The sequence below is a fragment of the Nocardia sp. NPDC002869 genome (assembly GCF_046764065.1).
Taxonomy (GTDB): Bacteria; Actinomycetota; Actinomycetes; order Mycobacteriales; family Mycobacteriaceae; genus Nocardia; species Nocardia rhamnosiphila.
Genome location: NZ_JBKOOL010000008.1, coordinates 20460 through 43597, shown reverse-complemented (window position 1 = coordinate 43597; position 23138 = coordinate 20460). Strand labels below are relative to the sequence as shown.

The window sequence follows — 23138 nt, the reverse complement described above, 5'->3', positions numbered from 1 at the left end:
CGGACCGCATGAACCTGCTCCGCGGGAGGAATGTTGACCAGGGCGGCCGACACCGAGCCACAGGTGGTCGAGGTGCTCATCGCCGATGATCAGGAACTCGTCCGCGGTGGGTTGCGGCGCATTCTGCGGCGCCGCGACGGTTTCCGGATCAGCGAATGCGCCGACGGTGACGAAGTGCTCGCGGCGGTCGCCGCACACAGCCCCGATATCGTGCTGATGGATCTGCGGATGAAACGGGTCGGCGGTATCGAGGCCACCCGTATTCTGCGCGCCCGCGCTCCCGAACCCCCGGTTCTCGTTCTCACCACCTTCGACGACGATCAGCTGCTGTCCGGTGCCCTGCGTGCGGGCGCGGCCGGGTTCCTGCTCAAGGATTCCCCCGCCGAGGACCTGATCCGTGCCGTCCGCACCGTCGCCGCCGGCGGCGCCTGGCTCGACCCCGCCGTCACCGGGCGGGTGTTGTCCACCTACCGCAGTACCGCCGCCGCCCCGGCCGCATCCGCCGTGGCCGTCGAGCTGACCTCCCGGGAACGCGAGGTCCTGGCTCTGATCGGCCGCGGCCGGGCCAACAGTGAAATCGCCCACGCGCTCGGAATCTCCGAGGTGACCGTGAAATCCCATGTGGGTCATATCTTCGGGAAGCTGGGCGTGCGTGACCGCGCGGCGGCCATCGTCTACGCGTTTGACCACGGTGTGGTCTCCCCTGGACAATCCAGGGTCTGACGGGCAGCCCGGGTGCGATCCGCGGCCGGCTGAGACGGTGCCCGCGTGTGGAGAGGATGGACGGGTGCAGGCGCCTGGCTCCGAAGTCGGTCGGTGGTTCGGTCCCTACGAGCTGCGCTCATTGCTGGGTAAAGGCGGAATGGGCGAGGTCTACGAGGCCTACGACACCGTGAAGGAGCGGGTCGTCGCGCTCAAACTGCTCTCCGACGCGCTCGCCGGCGACCCCGAATACCAGATCCGGTTCCGCTGGGAATCGCAGGCCGCGGCCCGCCTCGCCGAACCGCACATCATCCCGATCCACGACTGGGGTGTTATCGACGGTCGCCTGTTCATCGATATGCGGCTGGTGCAGGGCGCCGACCTGCGGGCGCTGTTGCAGGCCGAGGGGCCGCTGAGCCCGCAGCGGGCGGTGAGTGTGATCGAGCAGATCGCCGCCGCGCTGGACGCCGCGCACGAGGGCGGCCTGGTGCACCGTGATGTGAAACCGGCGAATATTCTCGTCACCCCGGCCGACTTCGCCTATCTGGCCGATTTCGGTATCGCCCGCCACGAGAGCGATACCGGGGTGACCCAGGCGGGTCTGGCGATCGGTTCCTATACCTATATGGCGCCGGAGCGGTTCGACAACGGCCCGGCGACCCCGCGTGCCGATATCTATTCCCTCGCCTGTGTGCTGCACGAATGCCTCACCGGGGCGACGCCGTTCCCGACAACCAGTGTGGGCGTGTTGATCCGCTCGCATCTCACCGAGTCGCCTCCGCGAGCAAGCGTGCAGCGAACCGGATTACCGGCCGGTCTCGATGATGTGATCGCATGGGGTATGGCCAAGGACCCGCACGAGCGTTTCGCTACCGCAGGTGAACTAGCTGTAGCTGCCCGCAACGCGCTGAATTCCCCGGCGCGCGCCCCGTATCCGGCCGGACCGGAGTCGCTGCCCGGCGAATCTCCTGCTACTCCCGGTGTGCCGAGTCCGTCCGCGCCACCGACCGGTGGCATTCCCACCCTGGTGGTCCGGATGCCGCGTGACGAGGGAGCGCCGGACCCGGCCACCACACTGCCCGCGATCATCCCCGGCGACCCGACCTCGTTCCGGCCTACCGAAACCGAGTTCACGCCGCTACCGGCCGACGATCCCACGGCCGCCGCCGACCCCGAGGCCCCGGCCGGTGGTATCCGGCCGTTCCCGGACGCGCACCTCTACCAGAACGAGCAGTTGCATCCGGCCGCCGATCCGGCACAGTACGAGGATCAGGCGCCCGCGACCGGAGGTATGCCGGTGGCGGATTTCTACCCGCACGACCAGGCGACCCGCATCTACGGCGAGCCCGGCTATCCGCTCCCGGGGGCCGAGGAGACCACCCGTGTCTTCCAACCGGTGGACGAGGCGCCCGCGCCCTACTCGGCCGAGGACGCGACGCGCGCCTACCGGCCGGTGGACGAGGCGCCTGCGGGGCTCGCCTATTCCGCCGAGGAGGTGACCCGGGCCTACCGGCCGATGGACCAGGCGCCTGCGGGGCTCGCCTATTCCGCCGAGGAGGCGACTCGGGCCTATCAGCCGGTGGATCACTCGGGGCTCGCCTATTCCGCCGAGGACGCGACCCGGGCCTACCGGCCGGTGGACGAGGCGCCCGCAGGGCTCGCTTACTCCGCCGAGGAGGCGGCCGGGGCCTATCAGCCGGTGGATCAGGCTTCCTCGGGGCTCGCTTACTCCGCCGAGGAGGCGGGCCGCGCCTACCGGTCGCAGTACCCGCCGTCCGAACCGACCGGCCGTTACGACGCCCCGGCGCCGGACGACAACTACGGCTACCGGGCCGACGATCCCGGCCCACCCCCGGCCGACCCCTACGCGGCCGCCTACGAGGCCGGCTATCGCGACTACGCCGCGAACGCGCAGGCACGCGATACCGCCCCCGGCGGCGGACGATCCAAGGTCGTTCCGATACTGGCCGGTGTCGGGGTGTTCGCGGTGGTGGTCATCCTCGCGGTACTCGGTATCCAATTCCTCGGCGGCTCCGGCGACCCGGAATCCACCGGCGCCGCCGATACGACCGGCGCCGCCACCACCTCGGCGCCCGAACAGACCTCCGCGGCCGGTAACAGCGCCGAACCCTCCACCACGTCCGCGCGCACAAGCACCACTACGTCGGCGACCACCACCACGCGCCGGCCCGATCTGCCCACGGGTGCGCAGCCCTGTTCGGGGTCGGCATCGGGCGGCTCCGAATACGGCTCGGCGGCAACCGGTACCGCGGTGACCAGCTGCGAATTCGCCGAGGCGGTCCGGCAGGCCTACCTCGATCCCACCGTCGTCTCGGCCGAAGGCGATCCGGTCTCCGTCGAGGCCATCAGTCCGGTGACCGGTCAGGCCTACACGCTCGAATGCGTCGCCGCGGACGGTGTGGTCACCTGCCGGGGCGGGAACAACGCCGTCGTCTACCTCTACTGACCTGTCGATCGACACGGAACCGGGCACTCGAGCGCCGGTCCGGCGGGCTCATCCGATCCGGGCCGGGGCCGCCGATGGAGTACGGTTTTCCGACCGGGTACGAATCATCGGGACTGTGGGAGATCGCAAGAGCCATGCGGAGAGAAGTGTCGGCCGATAAGAAACGGGAACTCCCACTGGTTCGCCGCCTGCTCGCGGTCACCGTCTGCCTGCTCGTCGCGGCCTTCGCGTCGTCCTGCGGATCCGAGCCCGAGAAACGCCCACTGACCACCTCGATCACCCAGGCGGCGGCCGAAGCGCCGGGCGGCAAGGTCTCGATCACCATTCCGGGCACGCTGGCCGCCGATTTCACCGTGCTCGAGCAGTCGGCGAAAGGGAAGCTGGGTCTGGCGATCATGCCGGTGGGCGGGGCGCAGTTCGTCGGACTGGGGAAGTGGACCACCGGTCCCGCCTGGTCGACGATGAAGGTCCCGCTGGTGGTGGCCGCGGAACGGAAGAATCCCGGCGGTCAGTCCTACGCTGTCTCGGCCGCCATCACCGCGTCGGACAACACCGCCGCGGACAGTCTGTGGTCCGCGCTGGGCACCCCGCGGGAGGCCGCCCAATCGGTGCAGGCGGTGCTGCGCGAGGGCGGGGACAGTGTCACCGTCGTGGCCGAGAAGTCGAAACACGCGGAGTACTCGTCGTTCGGCCAGTCCGAATGGTCGCTCGCCGATCAGGTGCGGTTCGCCTCGAAACTGCCCTGCCTTCCGGGGTCGGACAAGGTCGTGCAGTTGATGGGTTCGGTCAGCGCGAACCAGCAGTGGGGCCTCGGTTCGGTGTTCGAGGCGGCCGAGTTCAAGGGCGGCTGGGGTCCGGGCACCGAGGGCACCTACCTGGTGCGTCAGTTCGGCCTGGTACCGGCCAACGGCGGTTCGATGGCGATAGCGCTTGCCGCGCAACCGGATTCGGGCACCTTCTCCGACGGGATGAATCTCCTCGACGAGATGGCGGGCTTGATCTCACAGCATCTGGGCGAGTTCACCGGCGGGTCCTGCCCGGCCCGGTGACCGGCGGGCCCGCGCGGTGTACGGGTGTTACCGGACATTCACGGGCCCGACGCGGCAAAGGCGTCGCGCAGCGGGCAAGATGGGCGCCATGCGCATCGGAATCCTGACCGGAGGTGGGGACTGCCCGGGACTGAACGCGGTGATCCGCGCTGTCGTTCGCACCGCGAACGGCCGCTACGGTGACGCGATCGTGGGCTTCGAGGACGGCTGGCGCGGATTACTCGAGGACCGCAAGATCCGGATTCAGAACGACGATCGCACCGACCGCCTGCTCGCCAAGGGCGGCACCATGCTCGGTACGGCGCGTACCAACCCCGATATCCTGCGCGCGGGCCTGGGACAGATCCGCCGGACCCTCGACGACAACGGCATCGAAGCGCTCATCCCGATCGGCGGGGAGGGCACGCTGACCGCCGCCAGCTGGCTGTCCGAGGAAGGCGTGCCGGTCGTCGGCGTCCCGAAGACGATCGACAACGATATCGACTGCACCGATGTCACCTTCGGCCACGACACCGCCCTGTCCATCGCCACCGAGGCCATCGACCGGTTGCACACCACCGCGGAATCCCATCAGCGGGTGATGCTGGTGGAGGTCATGGGCCGGCACGCGGGCTGGATCGCCGTGCACGCCGGTATGGCGGCCGGCGCCCACCTGACCCTGGTTCCCGAACAGCCCTTCGATGTGACCGAGGTGTGCGCACTCATCAAGAGCCGCTTCCAGCGCGGGGACAAACATTTCATCTGCGTGGTCGCCGAGGGCTCGCATCCGGCCCCCGATTCCGGGTTCACCCTGCGGGAGGGCGGGGTCGACGAATTCGGGCACGAACGATTCACCGGCGTCGCGCAGCAGTTGGGTGTGGAGATCGAACGCCGTATCGGCAAAGAGGTCCGCACGACAGTGCTCGGGCACGTACAGCGCGGCGGCAGCCCGTCCCCGTACGACCGGGTGCTGGCGACCCGCTTCGGCCTGCACGCGGCCGAAGCCGTGCACGCCGGGCATTTCGGTCAGATGGTGGCCCTGCGGGGTACCGAGATCGGGCTGGTGCCGTTGCACGAGGCGACCAAACAGCTCAAACGTGTTCCGGCCGACCGCTACGACGAAGCCCGGGCCTTCTTCGGCTGAGTGCCGCCCGGCGGGGCCGGAACCTGCGGTCCGGCCGGAAACCTGGGTGCGACCTCGGTGCTTCGCCCCGGTCCGGCCGTGGCGCGGGGATACAGTCGCACCATGCGCCATGGCAGGGGAGTGTTGCTGGTTGCGGTTCTCTCGATGCTCGTCCCGGTATTCGCCGGTTGCCCGGGCGGCGCCGTCGACGACCGGGTGCGCGGGCAATGGCACGGGGCCATCGAGGTGCCCGGCGCGCCGGTCGTGGTCGCGGTCGATTTCACCGGCCGGCACAGCGGACGGATCGATATCCCCGCCGAAAAGGTCGTCGGCCGTGCCCTGGCCGGGGTCGTGGCCGAACCCGAGCGGGTGGAATTCGGGGTACCGGATGTGCCGGGCGACGCGCGGTTCGCGGGAAGGCTCGACGAATCGGCCGATGCCATCGTGGGTGACTTCCGCCAGGCCGGGCACAGTTTCGGGCTGCGGCTGAACCGCCGGCCGGTCGGAGCCCCGGCCCGTCCCCAGCGACCCGCGCCGCCGTATCCCTACCTCTCCGAGGATGTTTCGTATCCGAGCGGCGGTATCACCGTCGCGGGCACCCTGACCCGCCCCGCGGCGGCCCCCGGCCCGTTGCCGGCGGTCGTCCTCATCGGCGGCAGCGGACCCCAGGACCGCAATGAGGAGATCGCCGGGCATCAGCCCTTCCTCCTGCTCGCCGATACCCTCACCCGCGCGGGGTACGCGGTGCTGCGCACCGACGATCGCGGGGTCGGCGGTACCGGCGGCAACCTGAACCAGGCGAACTACACCGACCTGACCGGTGATATCGAGGCCGGCCTGCGTTTCCTGCACGAGCGCCCGGAGATCGACTCCGGTCGTATCGGGCTGTTCGGGCACTCCGAGGGCGGTTATCTGGCGCCGCTCGTCGCCGCGCGGCCCGAAAACGCCATCGCGTTCACGATCCTCATGGCGGCACCCGCCGTCCCGGGCACCGATATCGTCCTGGCCCAGGGCCGCCGGACCTTCACCGAGGCCGGGGCCACTCCCGAGCAACTGGATACCCATCTCGCCTTCCTGCGGGACTGGACGGCGGCGCTGCGGGCCGGTCTACTCACCAGGGCGGCGCGGCTGTCGGAAACCTACAACCGCACGCTGCCCAAGGATCTGCGCGCGATCTCCGAGGCCCTCACCGGGGAGAACACCCCGTATATGGCGGCGCTGGTCTCCCACGATCCGGCCCCCCCGCTGTCCGCGCTGCGGATGCCGGTGCTGGCTTTCTTCGGGTCCAAGGATGTGCAGGTTCCGCCGGCGCAGAACGCGCAGCCCATGCGTGATCTGCTGGGTGCCGGCCCGGATGCCACCGTCACGGTGCTGGAGGGGCTCAACCATCTGATGCAGCCCGCGGGAACCGGCCTGCCCACCGAGTACGAGTCCATCGAGACGACCATCGATCCGGCGGCGCTCGATACGGTCACGGGCTGGCTCGGTGTCCGGGTCCGGGGGGGCTGACCGCCCACCGAAGGGCCGCACCTGCTTGCATAGACTGTGAGCCATGAGCGCACCCACCGTCGAACTCATGGATTACGCCGAGGTCGTCACCCGGTACGAGCCGGTGCTCGGCATGGAGGTCCACGTCGAGTTGAATACCGCCACCAAGATGTTCTGCGGTTGTCCGACCACCTTCGGCGCCGACCCCAACACCCAGGTCTGCCCGGTCTGCCTGGGCCTGCCCGGTTCGCTGCCGGTGGTCAACCAGGCGGCCGTGGAGTCGGCGGTGCGGATCGGTCTGGCGCTCAACTGTTCGATCACCCCGTGGGGCCGGTTCGCGCGCAAGAACTACTTCTACCCCGACCAGCCGAAGAACTACCAGATCAGCCAGTACGACGAACCCATCGCCACCGACGGCTATCTCGAGGTTCCGCTCGACGACGGCACCACCTTCCGGGTGGAGATCGAGCGTGCGCACATGGAGGAGGACACCGGTAAATCGGTGCACGTCGGTGGCGCGACCGGGCGTATCCACGGGGCGAGTCATTCCCTGCTCGACTACAACCGGGCCGGGGTGCCGCTGATCGAGATCGTCACCAAACCCGTCACCGGCGCCGGCGATCGCGCGCCCGAGGTCGCGCGCGCGTACGTCACCGCCCTGCGCGATCTACTGAAATCCCTGGACGTCTCCGATGTCCGGATGGAACACGGTTCGCTGCGCTGCGACGCCAATGTCTCGCTCATGCCGGTCGGCGCCGAGGTCTTCGGCACCCGGACCGAGACCAAGAACGTGAACTCGCTCAAGAGCGTCGAGGTCGCGGTCCGGTACGAGATGCGCCGCCAGGGCGCGGTGCTGGCGACCGGCGGTGAGGTGATCCAGGAGACCCGGCACTTCCACGAGGCCGACGGTTCCACCTCCCCGGGCCGCCGCAAGGAGACCGCCGAGGACTACCGCTATTTCCCCGAACCCGATCTGGAACCGGTCGCGCCCGATACGGCCTGGGTGGACGGGCTGCGCGGCACCATTCCCGAATATCCGTGGTTGCGCCGCGCGCGCATCCAGTCGGATTGGGGTGTCTCCGACGAGGTGATGCGTGATCTCGTGAACGCCGGTGCACTGGATCTGATCATCGCCACGGTCGATGCCGGCGCGCCCGCCAAGGAGGCGCGTTCCTGGTGGGTCGCCTACCTTACCGAGAAGGCCAACGAGCGCGATGTCGCCCTCGAGGACCTGCCGATCACACCCGCGCAGGTGGCCGAGGTGATCGGTCTGGTGGAGGCCAAGACGGTGAACAACAAGGTCGCCAAACAGGTGGTCGACCTGGTGCTCGACGGTGCAGGCGATCCGGCCCATATCGTGGAGAGCAAGGGTCTGGGCATGGTCAGCGACGACAGCGCGCTGCAGGCCGAGGTCGACAAGGCGCTGGCCGCCAACCCCGATATCGCCGACAAGATCCGCTCCGGCAAGGTGCAGGCCGCGGGCAAGATCGTCGGCGATGTCATGAAGGCCACGCGGGGTCAGGCCGATGCGGCCCGGGTCCGTGAACTGGTCCTCGCCGCCTGCGGCGGGTAGCTTCCGAGAGATCCTGGTACCGGCCCGTCCCGCCTCCTGCGGGGCGGGCCGGTGTGTGTTGTGGGCGGGTAGGGAACGCCTGCGGCCGGGCACCTCCGCCTCCGCCGCAGCCGGGGACGCGCCGCGGTAACTATTCTAGTGCTAGAATAGCCGCGTGGAACTCACCCCGTCCGAACTCGTCGTCCTCGGTTTGCTCATCGAGTCCCCACAGCACGGCTACGACCTGGAACAGGTCATCGAGCGCCGCGGGATACGGCAGTGGACCGAGATCGGGTTCTCCTCGATCTACTACCTGCTCACCAAGCTGGAGAAACGCGGGTTCGTGCACACGCCCGAGGCGCCGGGCGCGGCGAAGGGCCGGCGGGTGTTCCATGCCACCGCGGCGGGGCGGGAGGTGGCCACTCGTGCGGTGCTCGCGCTCGTCGCGGAACCGCATCCGGTATCGAACCCCTTTCTGGTGGGGGTCTCGAACCTGCCGCTGCTGACCGAGCCGGAATACACCCGGGCCCTGGCCGAACGCCTCGGGCAGGTGCGGGCACGTATCGCCGCGATCGAGGCGGCGGCGTCCGCGCAATCCCCCCTCGCGCTCCCCGCGCGCGAGGTTTTCTCCTATTCGCTGAGCCTCCTGGAGGCAGAGAGGTCGTGGCTCGCGCGGCGAGTCCAGGTATCCGATGGTGAACAAGACGGCTGACAAGATCGACTTCAAAAAGGAGATCGCGGCCTATCGCGCCCCGCAGGGTCGATTCGAGGTGGTGGACGTGCCCGATCTGCAGTACCTCATGATCGACGGTCACGGTGATCCCGATACCGACCCCGCCTTCGCGCACGCGACCGAGGCGCTCTACCCCCTGGCCTACGCACTCAAGTTCGCCAGCAAACGCGAGCTCGGACGGGACTATGTCGTCATGCCGCTGGAGGGTTTGTGGTGGGCCGAGGATATGGATGCCTTCACCGCCGCGCGTGACAAGTCCCGCTGGGACTGGACGTTGATGATCATGGTCCCCGACTGGATAGAACCCGGCCTGTTCGCGGCCGCCGTCGAACGGGTCGCGGCGAAGAATCGGCCGTCGCGTCTGTTCGATGTGCGTCTGGCCGGCCTGTCGGAGGGGCGCTGTGTGCAGACGCTGCACATCGGCTCCTACGACGACGAGACCGAGGTGCTGGCACGGATGCACCACGAATTCGTGCCGGACAACGGGTTCCGGATGACCGGCCGGCACCACGAGATCTATCTCGGTGACGCCCGCAAGGTGGCGCCCGAGAAACTCCGCACCATCCTCCGGCAGCCGGTCGCCGCGGCCGGCGCCTGACGTCGGTACCGTGGCACTGTTGGATCGACGCGTACCGGCCAGGGGGACTCATGAACGATCGGCTGACAACGTTTACCAATGACGGGCTCACCTTCGATGTGGTCGACGCCGGTCCGTCCGACGGCGTTCCGGTCGTGTTATTGCACGGATTCCCGCAGACTTCCCGGCAGTGGTCGCGTCTGACGCCCTATCTGCACGAGCGCGGCTACCGCACGATCGCGCCCGATCAGCGCGGCTACTCGCCCGGCGCCCGGCCGCGTGGGCGGTTCGCCTACCGGATGAGTGCGCTGGTCGGTGATACGGCGGCGCTGATCGACAGCCTCGGTGGTGAACCGGTGCATCTCGTCGGCCACGACTGGGGGTCGGCCGTGGCCTGGTCGACCGCGGCGGCGCACCCGGGGCTGGTGCGGACGCTCACCTCGGTGTCGGTCCCGCATCCCATGGCTTTCGTTCGATCCTGCGTCGGCAGCGCCCAGTTGTTCCGCACGTTCTACATGGTGTTGTTCCAGGCGCCCTGGCTACCCGAGGCACTGATAGCGCGCGGATTTCGCGCGGCCGATGCCGTACGCAGCCCGCAGTGGTACCGCCGGGCCCGGGAACTGTCGCGGATGGACGACGAACAGTTCGGCCGGGTCCGCCGCGATATCGTCGACAGCGGAGCACTGCACTACGCACTGAACTGGTACCGGGCCATGCCGTTCGTCGAGCCGCGGCATGCCGGGCGTGCTGTCGCCGTCCCGACGACGCATGTATGGGGCAGCCGGGACATTTTCATGGCACGTAAGGGTGCCGAACTGACGGCCGAATACGTGACCGGACCGTTCCGTGGCGAAACCCTGGACGCCACACACTGGATCCCGGAGGAGCGACCCGCCGAGCTCGCCGCCATCATCGCGGCACGCGTGAACGGAATCGGCTGACCCGCCCGGCGCCGACTCATGATGCGCCGACGCCCGCGGGGCGATCACGCGCCGACGAGGTACCCCGGCCGGGGCACCTCGCCACCTGCTGTGATCTCTAGTCCGGCCCGCCCCCACCGGCGGACGGCGGCGGGATACGCACCACCCGGTCGTCGTTCGGTGTCGGCGCGCCGCCGTCGGATTTGTTCGCCGTCGACACCCAGATCGTCCCGTCCATCGCCGGGGACGCGCCGAGCAGGTGGCCGTACTTGTTGGCGACGAAAACGCTCGGGGGTGCGGTGACCGCGAAGGTCTTGGGGTCCGGCGCGGCCATGGCGAGCGCTTTCGCGTCGGTCAGCGAGATCGCCACGCCTTCGGGCGTCACCGCGCACCCGGCCACGCCCGGCCGGTCGGGCCAGGTCCAGGCGGTGGTGACCACACCGTCGGGGCCGATCCGCTGGAGCCGGTCCATGGTGGGGGTGCGGTCGGTGATCCAGATCTGGTCACCGCCGAGGCAGATATCGCCGGCCGAGCCGATTCCGGCGACCGCGACCTCGGTGGGGGCGTCCCCGCTGGAGCTCGGATTGTTCACCCGCAGCAGTTTTCCGGCTCGGCTCCCGGGATCGGCGGCCGCGGCGGGATCGCCGGTGTCGCCGGTGAGCACCAGCATCTGATCGGGCTTCGACCATTCGATCGCGCCGCGATTACCGGTGGCGCCCTTGGGGATTCCCGTCAATACCGGTTTCGCCGGCCCGCCTTCGGCGAAGCGCACCACTCGGTTGTCGCTGGGCGTGGTGACATAGGCGTAGATCAACCCGTCCTCGGCATAGGTGGGGGAGATCGCGATATCGCTCAACCCGCCGTCGCCCGCGGGGTCGACGTCGACCCGGGCCACTTCGATCGGCTGCTGCTCCGGTGCCACCTGCAGGATCCGGCCGGTACGGCGTTCGGCCACCAGCGCGTACCCGCCCATCTCGACCAGTCCGCCGGTGGTGTCGAGGCAGCTCACCACCACGGCCGGGTCCGGGTCGATACACGGACCGCTGGGCCGGGTGGTGGAGCTCTCGGAATGCTCGGGTTTCTTCGGCTCGAGTTCCGCGCCCTTCAGTGTCGGTTCGGGGGTGAACGGACTGGATGCGGAATCGTCGAATCGAGCGCATCCACTGAGCACCAACGCTCCGAGTACCAGCCCCACCGTCACGCGCCGCGCGCCAACCGACCTCATAATCTCCCAACGTAGTGGAAACGACGCCGCCCGTGCCCCGAAGGCCCCGCCGCGGCGAGAAGCGTCCATCCCGGAGCGGTTCGTCCGCCCTGTGACACGGGGCCGGCGCGTGGCTCGGACACGCCGCCGATTCAGCCGGTGCCGGGCGGTCGGTCGGCTTACTGTTGAGGAGTGAGTGCCAAGGCGAGAAACGGGTCCGCGTCCTCCGAGGCCGCGGGGCCCGGGAATCTGTCTACCGGAGAGCAGCGCGCGGTATCGACCACCGCGGGCGGGGTCGGGAGTCCCTACGATTCCCCGACCGGCCAGTTCCCCCCAGTGGCCATGACGAAGGAGATTCCGGTGAACGCATCGGCGACCAGCGGTGGTACACCGGCCGATACGCCGGGTCCCGGCGGCCCCGGCGACGCAGGGGGTCGTGACGACACCTACAACGCCAGCATTCCGCCGGCCGGTAATCAGCCCAACAGGGGCCTGCGCCGCCGCAACGGCGATTTCCGCCGCGGCACCCTCGACTTCGGCCTCTTCATCTTGCGGCTGGTCGTGGGAGCCACGTTCCTCTACCACGGACTGCAGAAACTGACGGGCTGGTTCCACGGACCGGGCCTGGACGGCACCAAAGCCATGATGGAGAGCGGCGGCTGGCAACATCCCTCGCTGGCCGCCGCCATGGTGACTGCCGGCGAAGTGGGCGGCGGGGCGCTGCTGATCCTGGGTCTGGCCACCCCGCTGGCCGCGGGCGCGGTGCTGGCGGTGATCCTGGACGCCTGGTTCTGGAAGCAGGGTATGCATCCCGGGTTCCAGTACAAGGCCGGCCCGGGCGCGGTCGAGATGGAGAGCATCCTCGCCGGCACCGCGGTCGCCCTCATCTTCACCGGGCCCGGACGCTGGTCGCTCGACCGCGGGCGGGGCTGGGCGGTCCGGCCGGGGGCGGGGTCGTTGGTGGTCTTCGTCCTGGCGGTCGCCGCCGCGGTGCTCACCTACTGGTGGCTCCAGAACGGCAACCCGCTCACCGGTATCGGTCCCTTCGACTGACATCGCGAGACGAAAAAGGCGCTCCCCTGGATCCGGGGAGCGCCTTTTCCGTTGCTGCGGGGACAGGTCAGGGCACGTGCCGGACCGCGCCCTTGTCGGCGGAGGTCGCCAGCGCGGCATAGGCGCGCAGCGCGGTGGTGACCGGCCGTTCCCGGTTCTGCGGCTGCCACGGCCGCTCGCGGGCTTCCATCTTGGCCCGGCGTTCGGCCAGCGCCGCCTCGTCGACGAGGACCTCCAGGGTGCGGGTCGCGACATCGATGCGAATCCGGTCGCCGTTCTCGACCAGGCCGATCACACCGCCGCTGGCCGCCTCCGGCGAGATATGGCCGATGGACAGGCCCGAGGTGCCGCCGGAGAACCGGCCGTCGGTGATCAGGGCGCATTGTTTGCCCAGGCCCGCGCCCTTGAGGAAGGCGGTCGGATGCAGCATCTCCTGCATCCCCGGCCCGCCGGCCGGACCCTCGTACCGCACCACGAGCACATCACCGGGCCGGATCTTCTTGCCCAGGATCACCGAGACGGCTTCCTCCTGGGACTCCACCACCAGGGCGGGGCCCTCGAAGGAGAACAGTTCCTCGTCGATACCGGCGGTTTTGAGCACCGCGCCGTCGACCGCGATATTGCCGCGCAACACGACCAGTCCGCCCTCGGCGGTGTAGGCGTGTTCGATATCGCGGATGCAGCCGCCCGCGGCATCGGTGTCCAGCGACGACCAGCGGTTCTCGGTCGAGAAGGGTTCGGTGGTGCGCACCCCGCCCGGCGCCGCGTGGAAGAGTTCCAGTGCTTCCTCGGACGCCTTGCCGGAACGGATGTCCCAGGTGTCGAGCCATTCGTCCACCGACGCGCTGTGCACGGTCGTCACATCGGTTTCCAGCAGACCGGCCCGGCGCAGCTCACCGAGGATGGCGGGGATACCGCCGGCCCGGTGCACGTCCTCCATGTGATAGTCCGAGTTCGGTGAGACCTTGGACAGGGTCGGCACCTTGCGGCTGATGGTCTCGATGGTGTGCAGATCGAAATCGATCTCGCCCTCCTGCGCCGCGGCCAGCGTGTGCAGGACGGTGTTGGTGGACCCGCCCATCGCCACGTCCAGGGCCATGGCATTGCGGAAGGCCTTCTCGTTCGCGACATTGCGCGGCAGCACCGACGCGTCGTCGTCGCGGTACCAGCGGGTCGCGATATCGACGACGATCGTGCCCGCCCGCTCGAACAGGGCGCGGCGGGCCGCGTGGGTGGCCAGCGTCGACCCGTTGCCCGGCAGCGCCAGACCCAGGGCCTCGGTGAGGCAGTTCATCGAGTTGGCGGTGAACATTCCGGAGCAGGAACCGCAGGTCGGACAGGCGCTGCGCTCGACCTCGCTCAATCCCTCATCGGTGACCGCCGAATTCGCGCTGGCCGAGATCGCGGTGATGAGGTCGGTCGGGGCCTGCGCGACCCCGCCCACGACCACGGCCTTACCGGCCTCCATCGGCCCACCGGAGACGAAGACGGTGGGGATGTTCAACCGCATGGCGGCGTTCAGCATGCCCGGGGTGATCTTGTCGCAGTTGGAGATGCACACCAGCGCGTCGGCGGTGTGCGCGTTCACCATGTACTCGACCGAATCGGCGATGATCTCCCGGCTGGGCAGCGAATAGAGCATGCCGCCGTGACCCATGGCGATGCCGTCGTCCACCGCGATGGTGTGGAATTCCCGTGGTACCCCGCCCGCTTCCCGCACCGCGCCGGCCACGATCTCACCGACGTCCTTGAGATGTACGTGCCCGGGCACGAACTGGGTGTAGGAGTTGGCGATGGCGACGATCGGCTTACCGAAATCGGAATCGGTCATACCGGTGGCCCGCCACAGGGCGCGGGCGCCGGCGGCATTACGGCCGATGGTGGTTGTTCGGGAACGAAGCGGTGGCATGAGTGTCCTCGGTCGGGTCGCGGGGCTGAAAGTTGCGACAGCGCCGTATCGCCCGGCGCGGGGACCGCGGTCGGGTGCGATCGGCGATTTTCCAGGCTACTCCCGTTCGGAAGCGGGCCCGGGGCCGGTATCGGCAGCCCTGGGGGTGGGTCAGGAGTCGTTGGAGTCGGCGCGGGTCTTTCCGGAGCCACCGGTCGCGGGCCGGTCGGACGTCGAGTCGCCCGGCGCCGCATCCGGGGAACCCGCGTCACGCGGCGTCGCGTCATCGGCTGCGGCGTCGGCGGGCGCGGAGTCATCGGAGGTCGTGTCGGCGGGCGCGGAGTCATCGGAGGTCGTGTCGGCGGGCGCAGGGCTGCCGGCTTCGGTGCCGGGCGTTGCGTCGTCGGTGCCGGGGGCGGTGTCATCGGACGAGGTGACGTCGGTGGTGGCCGTGTCGGAGGCGGGCGGGGCCGGGTCGGGGACCGCGAACGGGTCCGGGATACGCCCGCCGGAGGCGTCCACCAGGTCGCGTAGCCGGTCGTAGCTCACCGCCGGCAGCGGCGCCTCGCTGTCGTCGTCCAGATGGACGCGTACGAACCCCCGTTTGGGGATGCTCAGGCCCATCACCTGGGCCCAGTCGATGTGCCGGGAGGAGAAGACCGACCGCAGGTCCAGTCCGGCCGGCGAGACCGTCGTCTGTGTCCGCACGATCCAGACGAGCACGGCAAGGGGGATCAACGCGAGCCAGAACAGTCCGGCCGGCCAGCCGACGATGGGGAAGAACACGCACATCGCGAGGAGAAACACGCCGAGGAAGGACAGTCGTGTCGTGCGGATCACACGCCGCGGTCCGGGCGGCGCCGTATCCCCACCCGTTACCTCCGCGGCAGCGGGGTTGTGGGACGATTCAGGAGGTGGCACGGACTGATGCGGTGATGACACCTCTCCATCCTCGCATCATGGTGGACCGGTGTGAGCACCCGCTACCTTCCCACATAATGGGAAGTCAGCGGTCAGCTGTTTGACTCCGCACCACACGCACACATACCGTCATGCGCGTGAATCGAAACGAGATGCTCGTAATCGGCCGGCGCGTCCAGCGCTGAGCCAGACGATCCGGAGTCGAATACGTCAGCTCGCACTGCGACGCGCCACCCTCGAACAGCCGCCGGCTGTCGAGGGCTTTTTTATGTCGGGACCAGTGAACGACAAGCAGTAAGGAACCCAGACGGTGAGCGCACCAACTACCCGGCCCGGGCCCGGGGCCCGCAGGCCCCCGCCTTCGAACCCGTCGGCTCCGGCCGGCGCTCCGACCACCCAGGCGAACCGCCGCCAGGTCCCGCCCGAGCGGGTCACCGGCGCGCAGTCCGTCGTCCGCTCCCTCGAGGAGCTCGGTGTCGATACGGTATTCGGTATTCCGGGCGGTGCTGTCCTTCCTGTTTACGATCCACTCTTCGATTCGACCAAGGTGCGCCATGTGCTCGTGCGGCACGAGCAGGGCGCGGGCCACGCGGCCACCGGATACGCCCAGGCCACCGGCAAGGTCGGTGTGTGTATGGCGACCTCCGGTCCCGGCGCGACCAATCTGGTGACCCCGATCGCGGACGCCCAGATGGATTCGGTGCCGATGGTCGCGATCACCGGTCAGGTCGGCCGTAGCCTGATCGGCACCGACGCCTTCCAGGAAGCCGATATCTCCGGCATCACCATGCCGATCACCAAACACAACTTCCTGATCAAAGAGGGCGCCGATATCCCGCGGATCCTCGCCGAGGCCTTCTACCTGGCGTCGAGCGGACGGCCCGGGGTGGTGCTGGTGGATATCCCCAAGGATGTGCTGCAGGAGCAGACGACCTTCGGCTGGCCGCCGGAGATGCGGCTGCCCGGCTACCGTCCGGTCACCAAACCGCACGGTAAGCAGGTGCGCGAGGCCGCCCGGCTGATCGCCGAGTCCACCCGGCCCGTGCTCTACGTCGGCGGCGGTGTGATCAAGTCCGATGCGTCGGCCGAACTGCTGGAACTCGCCGAGCTCACCGGTATCCCGGTGGTCACCACGCTGATGGCGCGCGGCGCGTTCCCCGACAGCCACGAACTCAATATGGGTATGCCGGGTATGCACGGCACCGTGGCCGCGGTGGCCGCCCTGCAGAAATCCGATCTGCTGGTCACCCTGGGTGCCCGCTTCGACGACCGCGTCACCGGGCAGCTGGATTCCTTCGCGCCCGGCGCCAAGGTGATCCACGCGGATATCGACCCCGCCGAGATCGGGAAGAACCGGCACGCCGATGTGCCGATCGTCGGCGACTGCCGCGAGGTGATCACCGAACTCATCGAGACCCTGCGCGCCGACCCGGCCGGTTTCGAACTCGACCTGACCGCCTGGCGGGCCTACCTCGACGGCATCCGCGACTCCTACCCGCTCGGCTGGAGCAAGCCGTCGGACGGGTCGGTGTCGCCGGAGTACGTCATCGAGACCCTGGGCCGCCTGGCCGGTCCCGACGCCATCTACTGCGCGGGCGTCGGCCAGCACCAGATGTGGGCCGCCCAGTTCATCAAGTACGAGAAGCCGCGGACCTGGCTGAACTCCGGCGGCGCCGGGACCATGGGTTACGCCGTTCCCGCCGCGATGGGCGCCAAGATGGGTCAGCCCGACCGCGAGGTGTGGGCGGTCGACGGTGACGGCTGCTTCCAGATGACCAATCAGGAACTCGCCACCTGCTCGGTGGAGGGTGTGCCGATCAAGGTCGCGCTGATCAACAACGGCAATCTGGGCATGGTCCGCCAGTGGCAGACCCTGTTCTACGACCAGCGCTACTCCAATACCGACCTCAAGACCCACGGTCTGCGCATCCCCGATTTCGTGAAGCTCGCCGAAGCCTTGGGCTGCCACGGCATCCGGGTGGAGAAGGAAGAGGACGTCGAGGCCGCGATCCGCGAGGCCCAGTCGATCAACGACCGTCCCGTGGTGATCGATTTCATCGTCGGCAAGGACGCCCAGGTGTGGCCGATGGTCGCCGCGGGCACGAGCAACGACGAGATCATGGCCGCGCGCGGTATCCGCCCGCTGTTCGACGAGGACGAGGCCGCCGCCGAACCCGCCATCATCCACGAGGCCATGAATCGCGAGCAGGCCGAGACCGAGGGGAACCCGTCATGAGCACCACCCACACCCTCAGTGTCCTGGTCGAGGACAAGCCCGGCGTGCTGGCCCGGGTGGCCAGTCTGTTCTCCCGGCGCGGCTTCAATATCGAATCGCTGGCCGTCGGCGCGACCGAGGTCAAGGAGATCTCCCGGATGACCATCGTGGTCACCGTGGACGATCTGCCGCTGGAACAGGTCACCAAACAGCTCAACAAGCTGGTGAATGTGATCAAGATCGTCGAACAGGACCCGGAGACCTCCGTGGCCCGCGAACTGATCCTGGTGAAGGTCCGCGCCGACGCCAGTGTGCGCACCCAGGTGATCGAATCGGTCAACCTGTTCCGCGCCAAGGTCATCGACGTCTCGCCCGACGCGCTCACCGTCGAGGCGACCGGCACCCGCTCCAAGCTCGACGCGCTGCTGCGCATGCTCGAGCCGTACGGCATCCGGGAGATCGTGCAGTCCGGGGTGGTGGCCGTGGGCCGCGGACCGAAATCCATCACCGCCACCCGCTGATCCGTGGCCGGGCGCACCCCGCGCCCGGCCACGTTACGTGCCTCGTTTACCGTTTCCCGCGTTTCGCGGGTTCGAATAAGTCAGAAGGGATACCACCAAGTGGCAGTCGAGATGTTCTACGACGACGATGCCGACCTGTCGATCATCCAGGGCCGTAAGGTCGCGGTGATCGGTTACGGCAGCCAGGGGCACGCGCATTCGCTGAGCCTGCGCGACTCCGGCGTCGAGGTCCGCATCGGCCTCAAGGAAGGCTCCAAGTCGCGGGCCAAGGCCGAAGAGGCCGGGCTGACCGTCGGCACTCCCGCCGAGGTTTCGGAGTGGGCCGACGTCATCATGCTGCTCGCCCCCGACACGGCGCAGGCGTCGATCTTCACCAATGACATCGAGCCCAACCTGAAGGACGGCGACGCCCTGTTCTTCGGCCACGGCCTCAATATCCACTTCGGCCTGATCAAGCCGGCCGCCGAGATCACCATCGGCATGGTCGCCCCCAAGGGCCCCGGCCACCTGGTGCGCCGCCAGTTCGTCGACGGCAAGGGTGTCCCCGCCCTGATCGCCATCGAGCAGGACCCGAAGGGCGAGGGCCAGGCACTGGCGCTGTCCTACGCCAAGGGCATCGGCGGCACCCGCGCCGGCGTCATCAAGACCACCTTCAAGGAAGAGACCGAAACCGACCTCTTCGGTGAGCAGGCCGTGCTGTGCGGCGGCACCGAGGAACTGGTCAAGACCGGTTTCGAGGTCATGGTCGAGGCCGGTTACGCCCCGGAGATGGCCTACTTCGAGGTGCTGCACGAGCTGAAGCTGATCGTCGACCTGATGTACGAGGGCGGTATCGCCCGCATGAACTACTCGGTCTCCGACACCGCCGAATTCGGCGGCTACCTGTCGGGCCCGCGGGTCATCGACGCCGACACCAAGAAGCGGATGCAGGACATCCTCAAGGACATCCAGGACGGCACCTTCGTCAAGCGGCTGGTCGCCAATGTCGAGGGTGGCAACAAGGAGCTCGAGGGCCTGCGCAAGCAGAACGCCGAGCACCCGATCGAGGTCACCGGTAAGAAGCTGCGCGACCTGATGAGCTGGGTGGACCGGCCGATCACAGAAACCGCCTGAGCGGTTCGCCGACCAGCGCCGAAAGGGGCCCTTCCGCGTTTTGCGGGAGGGCCCCTTCCGCAACCGAGACCTGTATTCAGATTATATTCTGATATACGATGTCATCGTGAGCCTGACTGCCGATGACCACGTCACCTTCTCTGACCTGTCGCGGCATCCCAAAGAGGTTGCCGAGCGAGCCACCCGGCTCGGCCGGGTGCGCATCACGCACCGCGATGCGGTGGATTTCTATCTCACGGCCGCTGACCGGCAAGACTTACGGGACGAGTCGCTCTCGGCCGCCTCCCGGCTGTTCCTGGCCCTGCTGAAACACGACGCGGCCGCCGCGACGCTGCGCTTGGCCATCCCCGACGTATTTCCCTGGGTGCGTCACCTCTCCGAAGAGGAAATCCGGGGATTCACGGTCGAACTGGCCGAAGCGCTCTCGGACGCAGCCGAATTGGATGCCGACCCCGCTGTCCGAGAGGCCATTGCGGGATGGCGGGCAACTGCGCGTATCAAGGCCGACCCGGACGGGTATCGAGCAGCGCAAACACCGACCAGCGGTGATTTCGGTCCTGTGGACCTCACCATATGAGCCCGAAGCGTGGCGACCGGGTTACAGTGCCCGCGCCGGATGGCGAGTGGGAAGTCCGCTTCGGTACCACCGATGCAGTTCGTGGTTGGGAGGAGCTCTGTCGGCTGGCGCTGCCGAATACTCGCCGTTGTTTCGAGGTGCTTCGTGCTGACCCGCGCTCGCGTACGAACCCCGATCGTCAGCATCGACTGCGCGGCGATCTCGGCACACATCGGCACAACGGAGCCGACCTCGAGCAGTGGGAGTATGAAGTTACGAGCGGCGGCCGGATTCGATATGTGATCGACGACGGCAGCCGTACCGTTTGGCTCGTCTACGCATCGCCTCGTCATCCCAAAGACACGGATCGATGATGTCCAAGAGGCCGACCCGTGCCGGAAGTTGGTGTCTTCCGATCTGAGTCCGTCGAGGATTCGCTCGACTGCGTAATGTACGGCCGACTCGAACGGCGTGTGGACCGTGGCGGGTTGCCCTTGTGGGGTGAGTAGACCGCCGGGGTGCTTGCTGACCGAGGATCCTAAATGCTCTGCTGGACAGTATGTTTCGCATCGTACGTGGAAAGAGTATGGGTACGACGCATTTACACATCGCGTGCAGCGCGCGGGGGTCGGGGTCGCGAACGGTGAGCTGCGGTGTGTCAGTGCCTTCAGTCGACGATCGCGACCTGCTGAGCCGGGTGGACCGGCCGATCACCGAAACCGCCTGAGCGGTTCGCCGATGAGTTTCGCCGTGGTCCCGGGTCTGTACCCGTACGTGCCCGATCACCGCACCCGAGGAGCGCATCATGACCGCCACCTACACCTTCGACGTTTTCTCCAGCCTCGACGGCTACGGCTCCTACGGAGAAGGCGGCGACTGGGGCGGCTACTGGGGTAAACAGGGCCCCGAACTGCTCGACCGCCGATTCGAACTGTTCGGCACCGAGCAGCGCATGATATTCGGCGCCAAACCTTTCGGCAGTTCGTGGAGATGCTGGGCTCGAGCACCGAAGAGTCCGGGGTGGGTGACCCCTGGGTCACCCGGATGCGGAACCTGCCCGCGACGGTGGTGTCGAGCACTCTGGCAGGGCCGCTCGACTGGCCGGACGCGACCATCGCGGGCGGCGACGCCGTCGATATCGTCGCCCGGCTCAAGGAGGAGTCCGAGGTGCCGTTGCGCTCACACGGCAGCCTGTCGATGAACTGGGCGCTGTTGGCGGCCGGTCTGGTCGACCGGGTGCAGGTGACGATCTTCCCGGTGATCACCGGGCGGACCGGCACGGACCCGATCTTCGGCGGCGCGGCCGATTTCGATCTGGAGCTGATCGAGAGCCGGACGCTCGACGGCAATATCCAAGAGCTCATCTACCGTCCCACCCTGCACGCGTAACCCTCCCGCGGCGCTTCTCGCGCGTTCCTGCCACCACTCAGTCCAGCACGGCGTACGCCTCCACCTCGACCAGCACATCGGGCTCGAACAGGTAGTCGACACCTGTCGCCGACAAGGGCGGCAACGGCTGGGGTATTCCGAGCTCCTCGACGAGGCGTTCGATACCCGCGACGAAGTCGTCGTACTTGTCCGGGGTCCAGCGGTTCCCGGTCCGCGGCAAGTCGACGACGGCGCGGGAGATGGTCACCCACAGCGGCCGGGTGCTGTCGACCTACACCCATGTCACCGATCGGCACGCCACCTACGGCACGAAGATCATCGTCGCCACGCGCACTACGTGCTCGATGAAATCCTCGGCGACGCCACGGATCTGCCGATCACCGAACACGCCACCGACACTCACGGGGCGACGCCGGTGAATGGCGCACATCAGCCCGGCGCACAGCGAGAACATCAACTTCTTCGGCGCCATCGAGGTCGATATCGACGCCGAACTCGCCCAGCTCGGACCGACCGGGTACCGGCCCCTGCGGATGCGCGACACCCTGTTTTGACCAAGGCTACGAGACAGATGTGAGCCGACGGATCGGGCAATGCAGAGGATGCGTCGTGGGTCACGGCGCATCCTCGAGAACAGCCGCACAACCGACACCGAGACCACCACCGGCCCTGCGCGCCGACGTGGTGTCGATCTTGTTCAGTCCGCAGTGGCGGTGTGGAGGAAGGTATCGCGGGCGGGGCTGTGGGTGTGTTGGTTCCACAGGGCGTACATCGGGGTGTGGATCGGTGGCTGCAGGTCCAGTACGTGAACTCGGCCGTGTTCTTCGGGGCCGGGTCCGGTGGTGACGAACGCGAGGCGGTGGGTGCCGATGACGGCGGTGACCGGTGGGATTCCTTGCATGGGGCTGCGTTCGATGTGGGGTTCGAAGCCTGCGTGGCGGCAGTGGGTGAGGAGAAGATCGGTGTAGCCGGACTGGCCGGGTTGTCCCCAGACGACGAAGGTCTCTTCGGACAGCTCGGACAACGCGACATATCGGTGTGCGGCCAGCGGGTGGTCGGCGGACACGGCGATGCGCAGCGGTTGTTCACACAATCGGGAGCGTGCCAGTCCGCGGGCCGGTGTCATGGCACGGCAGAGGCCGAGGTCGAGCTCGCCCGCCAGTAAAGCGCTGGTCAATTCGCGTGGGTAGCGTTGGTTGACCTCGACGGCGGGGTCGCCGACGGCGGTGCGGGCCCGGTGTAGCAGGTCGGTGATGTCGTCGACCGTCACCGCCGGGGTGTGCCCGATCCGCAGGACCTCGGCTTGTCCGCGCCCGATGCGGCGTGCACGGTGCAGGGCCGCGTGGGCGGCTCCGCGCAGCGCGTAGGCGTCCTCGATGAGAGCACGCCCGGCGGGCAGTACCGACAGCCGCGCGCCGTGGCGGTCCAGCAGCGGCACGCCCACTTCTCGTTCGAGCACGCGGATCGAAGTGGACAACGCCTGCTGAGTCAGATGTAACCGGGCGGCGGCGCGGGTGAAACTGCCCTCCTCGACCACTGTCACGAGGTGCTCGAGCTTGTGCAAGTCGACCGGCATATCACCTTCTTCCTCGTGCCCACGCGCGGCGGTGCTGTCACGTCCGTCGCCGGTGTGGGCAGCCCCGGTCGGTCATCCCTGTCCTGTCTCGGTGCGGGTGATCTTGCCGCCG

21 protein-coding genes and 2 pseudogenes are annotated in these 23138 nt (G+C 68.2%); 18 read left to right on the top strand and 5 right to left on the bottom strand.

The features are described 5' to 3' along the window. Positions 1–30 precede the first annotated feature (30 nt). The 9 genes from ACLML9_RS02540 to ACLML9_RS02500 all read left to right on the top strand — a co-directional run bounded on the left by ACLML9_RS02540 (position 31) and on the right by ACLML9_RS02500 (position 10611). A complete protein-coding gene (locus ACLML9_RS02540; protein ID WP_411943923.1) occupies positions 31–723 on the top strand; it encodes a response regulator in 693 nt (230 codons plus the stop codon). A gap of 64 nt (positions 724–787) precedes the next feature. Beyond that, a complete protein-coding gene (locus tag ACLML9_RS02535) occupies positions 788–3169 on the top strand; it encodes a protein kinase domain-containing protein (RefSeq protein ID WP_411943922.1) in 2382 nt (793 codons plus the stop codon). A gap of 146 nt (positions 3170–3315) precedes the next feature. Next, the gene (locus tag ACLML9_RS02530; protein ID WP_411943921.1) at positions 3316–4218 is read left to right on the top strand and encodes a hypothetical protein; all 903 of its coding nucleotides are present in this window, start codon (positions 3316–3318) and stop codon (positions 4216–4218) included. 88 nt (positions 4219–4306) lie between these two features. After that, positions 4307–5341, top strand: a complete 1035-nt coding sequence (locus tag ACLML9_RS02525; RefSeq protein WP_039825973.1) for an ATP-dependent 6-phosphofructokinase — start codon at positions 4307–4309, stop codon at positions 5339–5341. 102 nt (positions 5342–5443) lie between these two features. Then, complete coding sequence (locus ACLML9_RS02520) at positions 5444–6829, top strand: alpha/beta hydrolase family protein (RefSeq protein ID WP_411943920.1); 1386 nt, start codon at positions 5444–5446, stop codon at positions 6827–6829. Positions 6830–6872: 43 nt separating this feature from the next. After that, the gene (gatB, locus tag ACLML9_RS02515) at positions 6873–8381 is read left to right on the top strand and encodes an Asp-tRNA(Asn)/Glu-tRNA(Gln) amidotransferase subunit GatB (RefSeq protein ID WP_411943919.1); all 1509 of its coding nucleotides are present in this window, start codon (positions 6873–6875) and stop codon (positions 8379–8381) included. A gap of 154 nt (positions 8382–8535) precedes the next feature. Beyond that, a complete protein-coding gene (locus ACLML9_RS02510; RefSeq protein ID WP_411943918.1) occupies positions 8536–9072 on the top strand; it encodes a PadR family transcriptional regulator in 537 nt (178 codons plus the stop codon). Then, positions 9056–9691, top strand: coding sequence for a GyrI-like domain-containing protein (locus tag ACLML9_RS02505; RefSeq protein WP_411943917.1), 636 nt, complete (start codon positions 9056–9058; stop codon positions 9689–9691). Before ACLML9_RS02510 ends, ACLML9_RS02505 begins: the two co-directional genes overlap by 17 nt. A gap of 50 nt (positions 9692–9741) precedes the next feature. After that, positions 9742–10611 (top strand): alpha/beta fold hydrolase, encoded by an 870-nt coding sequence (locus ACLML9_RS02500; RefSeq protein WP_411943916.1) that lies wholly within the window; start codon positions 9742–9744, stop codon positions 10609–10611. A 97-nt stretch (positions 10612–10708) separates the two neighbouring features. On the opposite strand, the gene ACLML9_RS02495 is transcribed toward ACLML9_RS02500, so the two are convergent. Next, a complete protein-coding gene (locus tag ACLML9_RS02495; RefSeq protein ID WP_411943915.1) occupies positions 10709–11815 on the bottom strand; it encodes a PQQ-dependent sugar dehydrogenase in 1107 nt (368 codons plus the stop codon). A 339-nt stretch (positions 11816–12154) separates the two neighbouring features. Here ACLML9_RS02495 and ACLML9_RS02490 point away from each other — a divergent pair, with 339 nt between their 5' ends. Then, positions 12155–12847 carry a DoxX family protein gene (locus ACLML9_RS02490; protein ID WP_411943914.1) on the top strand — a complete coding sequence of 231 codons (693 nt, stop codon included), beginning with the start codon at positions 12155–12157 and terminating at the stop codon, positions 12845–12847. 67 nt (positions 12848–12914) lie between these two features. Here the strand turns inward: ACLML9_RS02490 and ilvD are convergent, their stop codons facing one another. Together ilvD and ACLML9_RS02480 are read right to left on the bottom strand one after the other, a co-directional pair. Then, positions 12915–14756 carry a dihydroxy-acid dehydratase gene (ilvD, locus tag ACLML9_RS02485; RefSeq protein ID WP_411943913.1) on the bottom strand — a complete coding sequence of 614 codons (1842 nt, stop codon included), beginning with the start codon at positions 14754–14756 and terminating at the stop codon, positions 12915–12917. Positions 14757–14906: 150 nt separating this feature from the next. Continuing rightward, the gene (locus ACLML9_RS02480; RefSeq protein ID WP_411943912.1) at positions 14907–15575 is read right to left on the bottom strand and encodes a PH domain-containing protein; all 669 of its coding nucleotides are present in this window, start codon (positions 15573–15575) and stop codon (positions 14907–14909) included. A 391-nt stretch (positions 15576–15966) separates the two neighbouring features. On the opposite strand from ACLML9_RS02480, the gene ACLML9_RS02475 reads away from it, so the two are divergent. The 6 genes and pseudogenes from ACLML9_RS02475 (at position 15967) to ACLML9_RS02450 (ending at position 21450) form a co-directional block, all read left to right on the top strand. After that, the gene (locus ACLML9_RS02475) at positions 15967–17892 is read left to right on the top strand and encodes an acetolactate synthase large subunit (protein ID WP_411943911.1); all 1926 of its coding nucleotides are present in this window, start codon (positions 15967–15969) and stop codon (positions 17890–17892) included. Further along, entirely contained in the window at positions 17889–18392 is a 504-nt protein-coding gene (gene ilvN / locus ACLML9_RS02470) for an acetolactate synthase small subunit (protein ID WP_030521893.1), read from the top strand. Before ACLML9_RS02475 ends, ilvN begins: the two co-directional genes overlap by 4 nt. A gap of 111 nt (positions 18393–18503) precedes the next feature. Continuing rightward, the gene (gene ilvC / locus ACLML9_RS02465) at positions 18504–19505 is read left to right on the top strand and encodes a ketol-acid reductoisomerase (protein ID WP_195055121.1); all 1002 of its coding nucleotides are present in this window, start codon (positions 18504–18506) and stop codon (positions 19503–19505) included. Between the two features lie 106 nt (positions 19506–19611). Next, positions 19612–20082, top strand: coding sequence for a hypothetical protein (locus ACLML9_RS02460; protein ID WP_411943910.1), 471 nt, complete (start codon positions 19612–19614; stop codon positions 20080–20082). Then, positions 20079–20435 carry a hypothetical protein gene (locus ACLML9_RS02455; RefSeq protein WP_063059589.1) on the top strand — a complete coding sequence of 119 codons (357 nt, stop codon included), beginning with the start codon at positions 20079–20081 and terminating at the stop codon, positions 20433–20435. Before ACLML9_RS02460 ends, ACLML9_RS02455 begins: the two co-directional genes overlap by 4 nt. A 431-nt stretch (positions 20436–20866) precedes the next feature. Further along, positions 20867–21450, top strand: a pseudogene (locus tag ACLML9_RS02450) (dihydrofolate reductase family protein). 37 nt (positions 21451–21487) lie between these two features. Here ACLML9_RS02450 and ACLML9_RS02445 read toward each other — a convergent pair. Further along, complete coding sequence (locus tag ACLML9_RS02445) at positions 21488–21697, bottom strand: hypothetical protein (protein ID WP_411943947.1); 210 nt, start codon at positions 21695–21697, stop codon at positions 21488–21490. Here ACLML9_RS02445 and ACLML9_RS02440 point away from each other — a divergent pair. After that, positions 21648–21871: pseudogene (locus tag ACLML9_RS02440) on the top strand (Tn3 family transposase); the annotation flags it as partial. The gene ACLML9_RS02445 and the pseudogene ACLML9_RS02440 sit on opposite strands and share 50 nt — an antisense overlap. After that, a complete protein-coding gene (locus ACLML9_RS02435) occupies positions 21870–22004 on the top strand; it encodes a hypothetical protein (protein ID WP_411943946.1) in 135 nt (44 codons plus the stop codon). The pseudogene ACLML9_RS02440 and the gene ACLML9_RS02435, both read left to right, overlap by 2 nt. A gap of 143 nt (positions 22005–22147) precedes the next feature. On the opposite strand, the gene ACLML9_RS02430 is transcribed toward ACLML9_RS02435, so the two are convergent. Continuing rightward, the gene (locus ACLML9_RS02430; protein ID WP_411943909.1) at positions 22148–23026 is read right to left on the bottom strand and encodes a LysR substrate-binding domain-containing protein; all 879 of its coding nucleotides are present in this window, start codon (positions 23024–23026) and stop codon (positions 22148–22150) included. Positions 23027–23138: the final 112 nt, after the last annotated feature.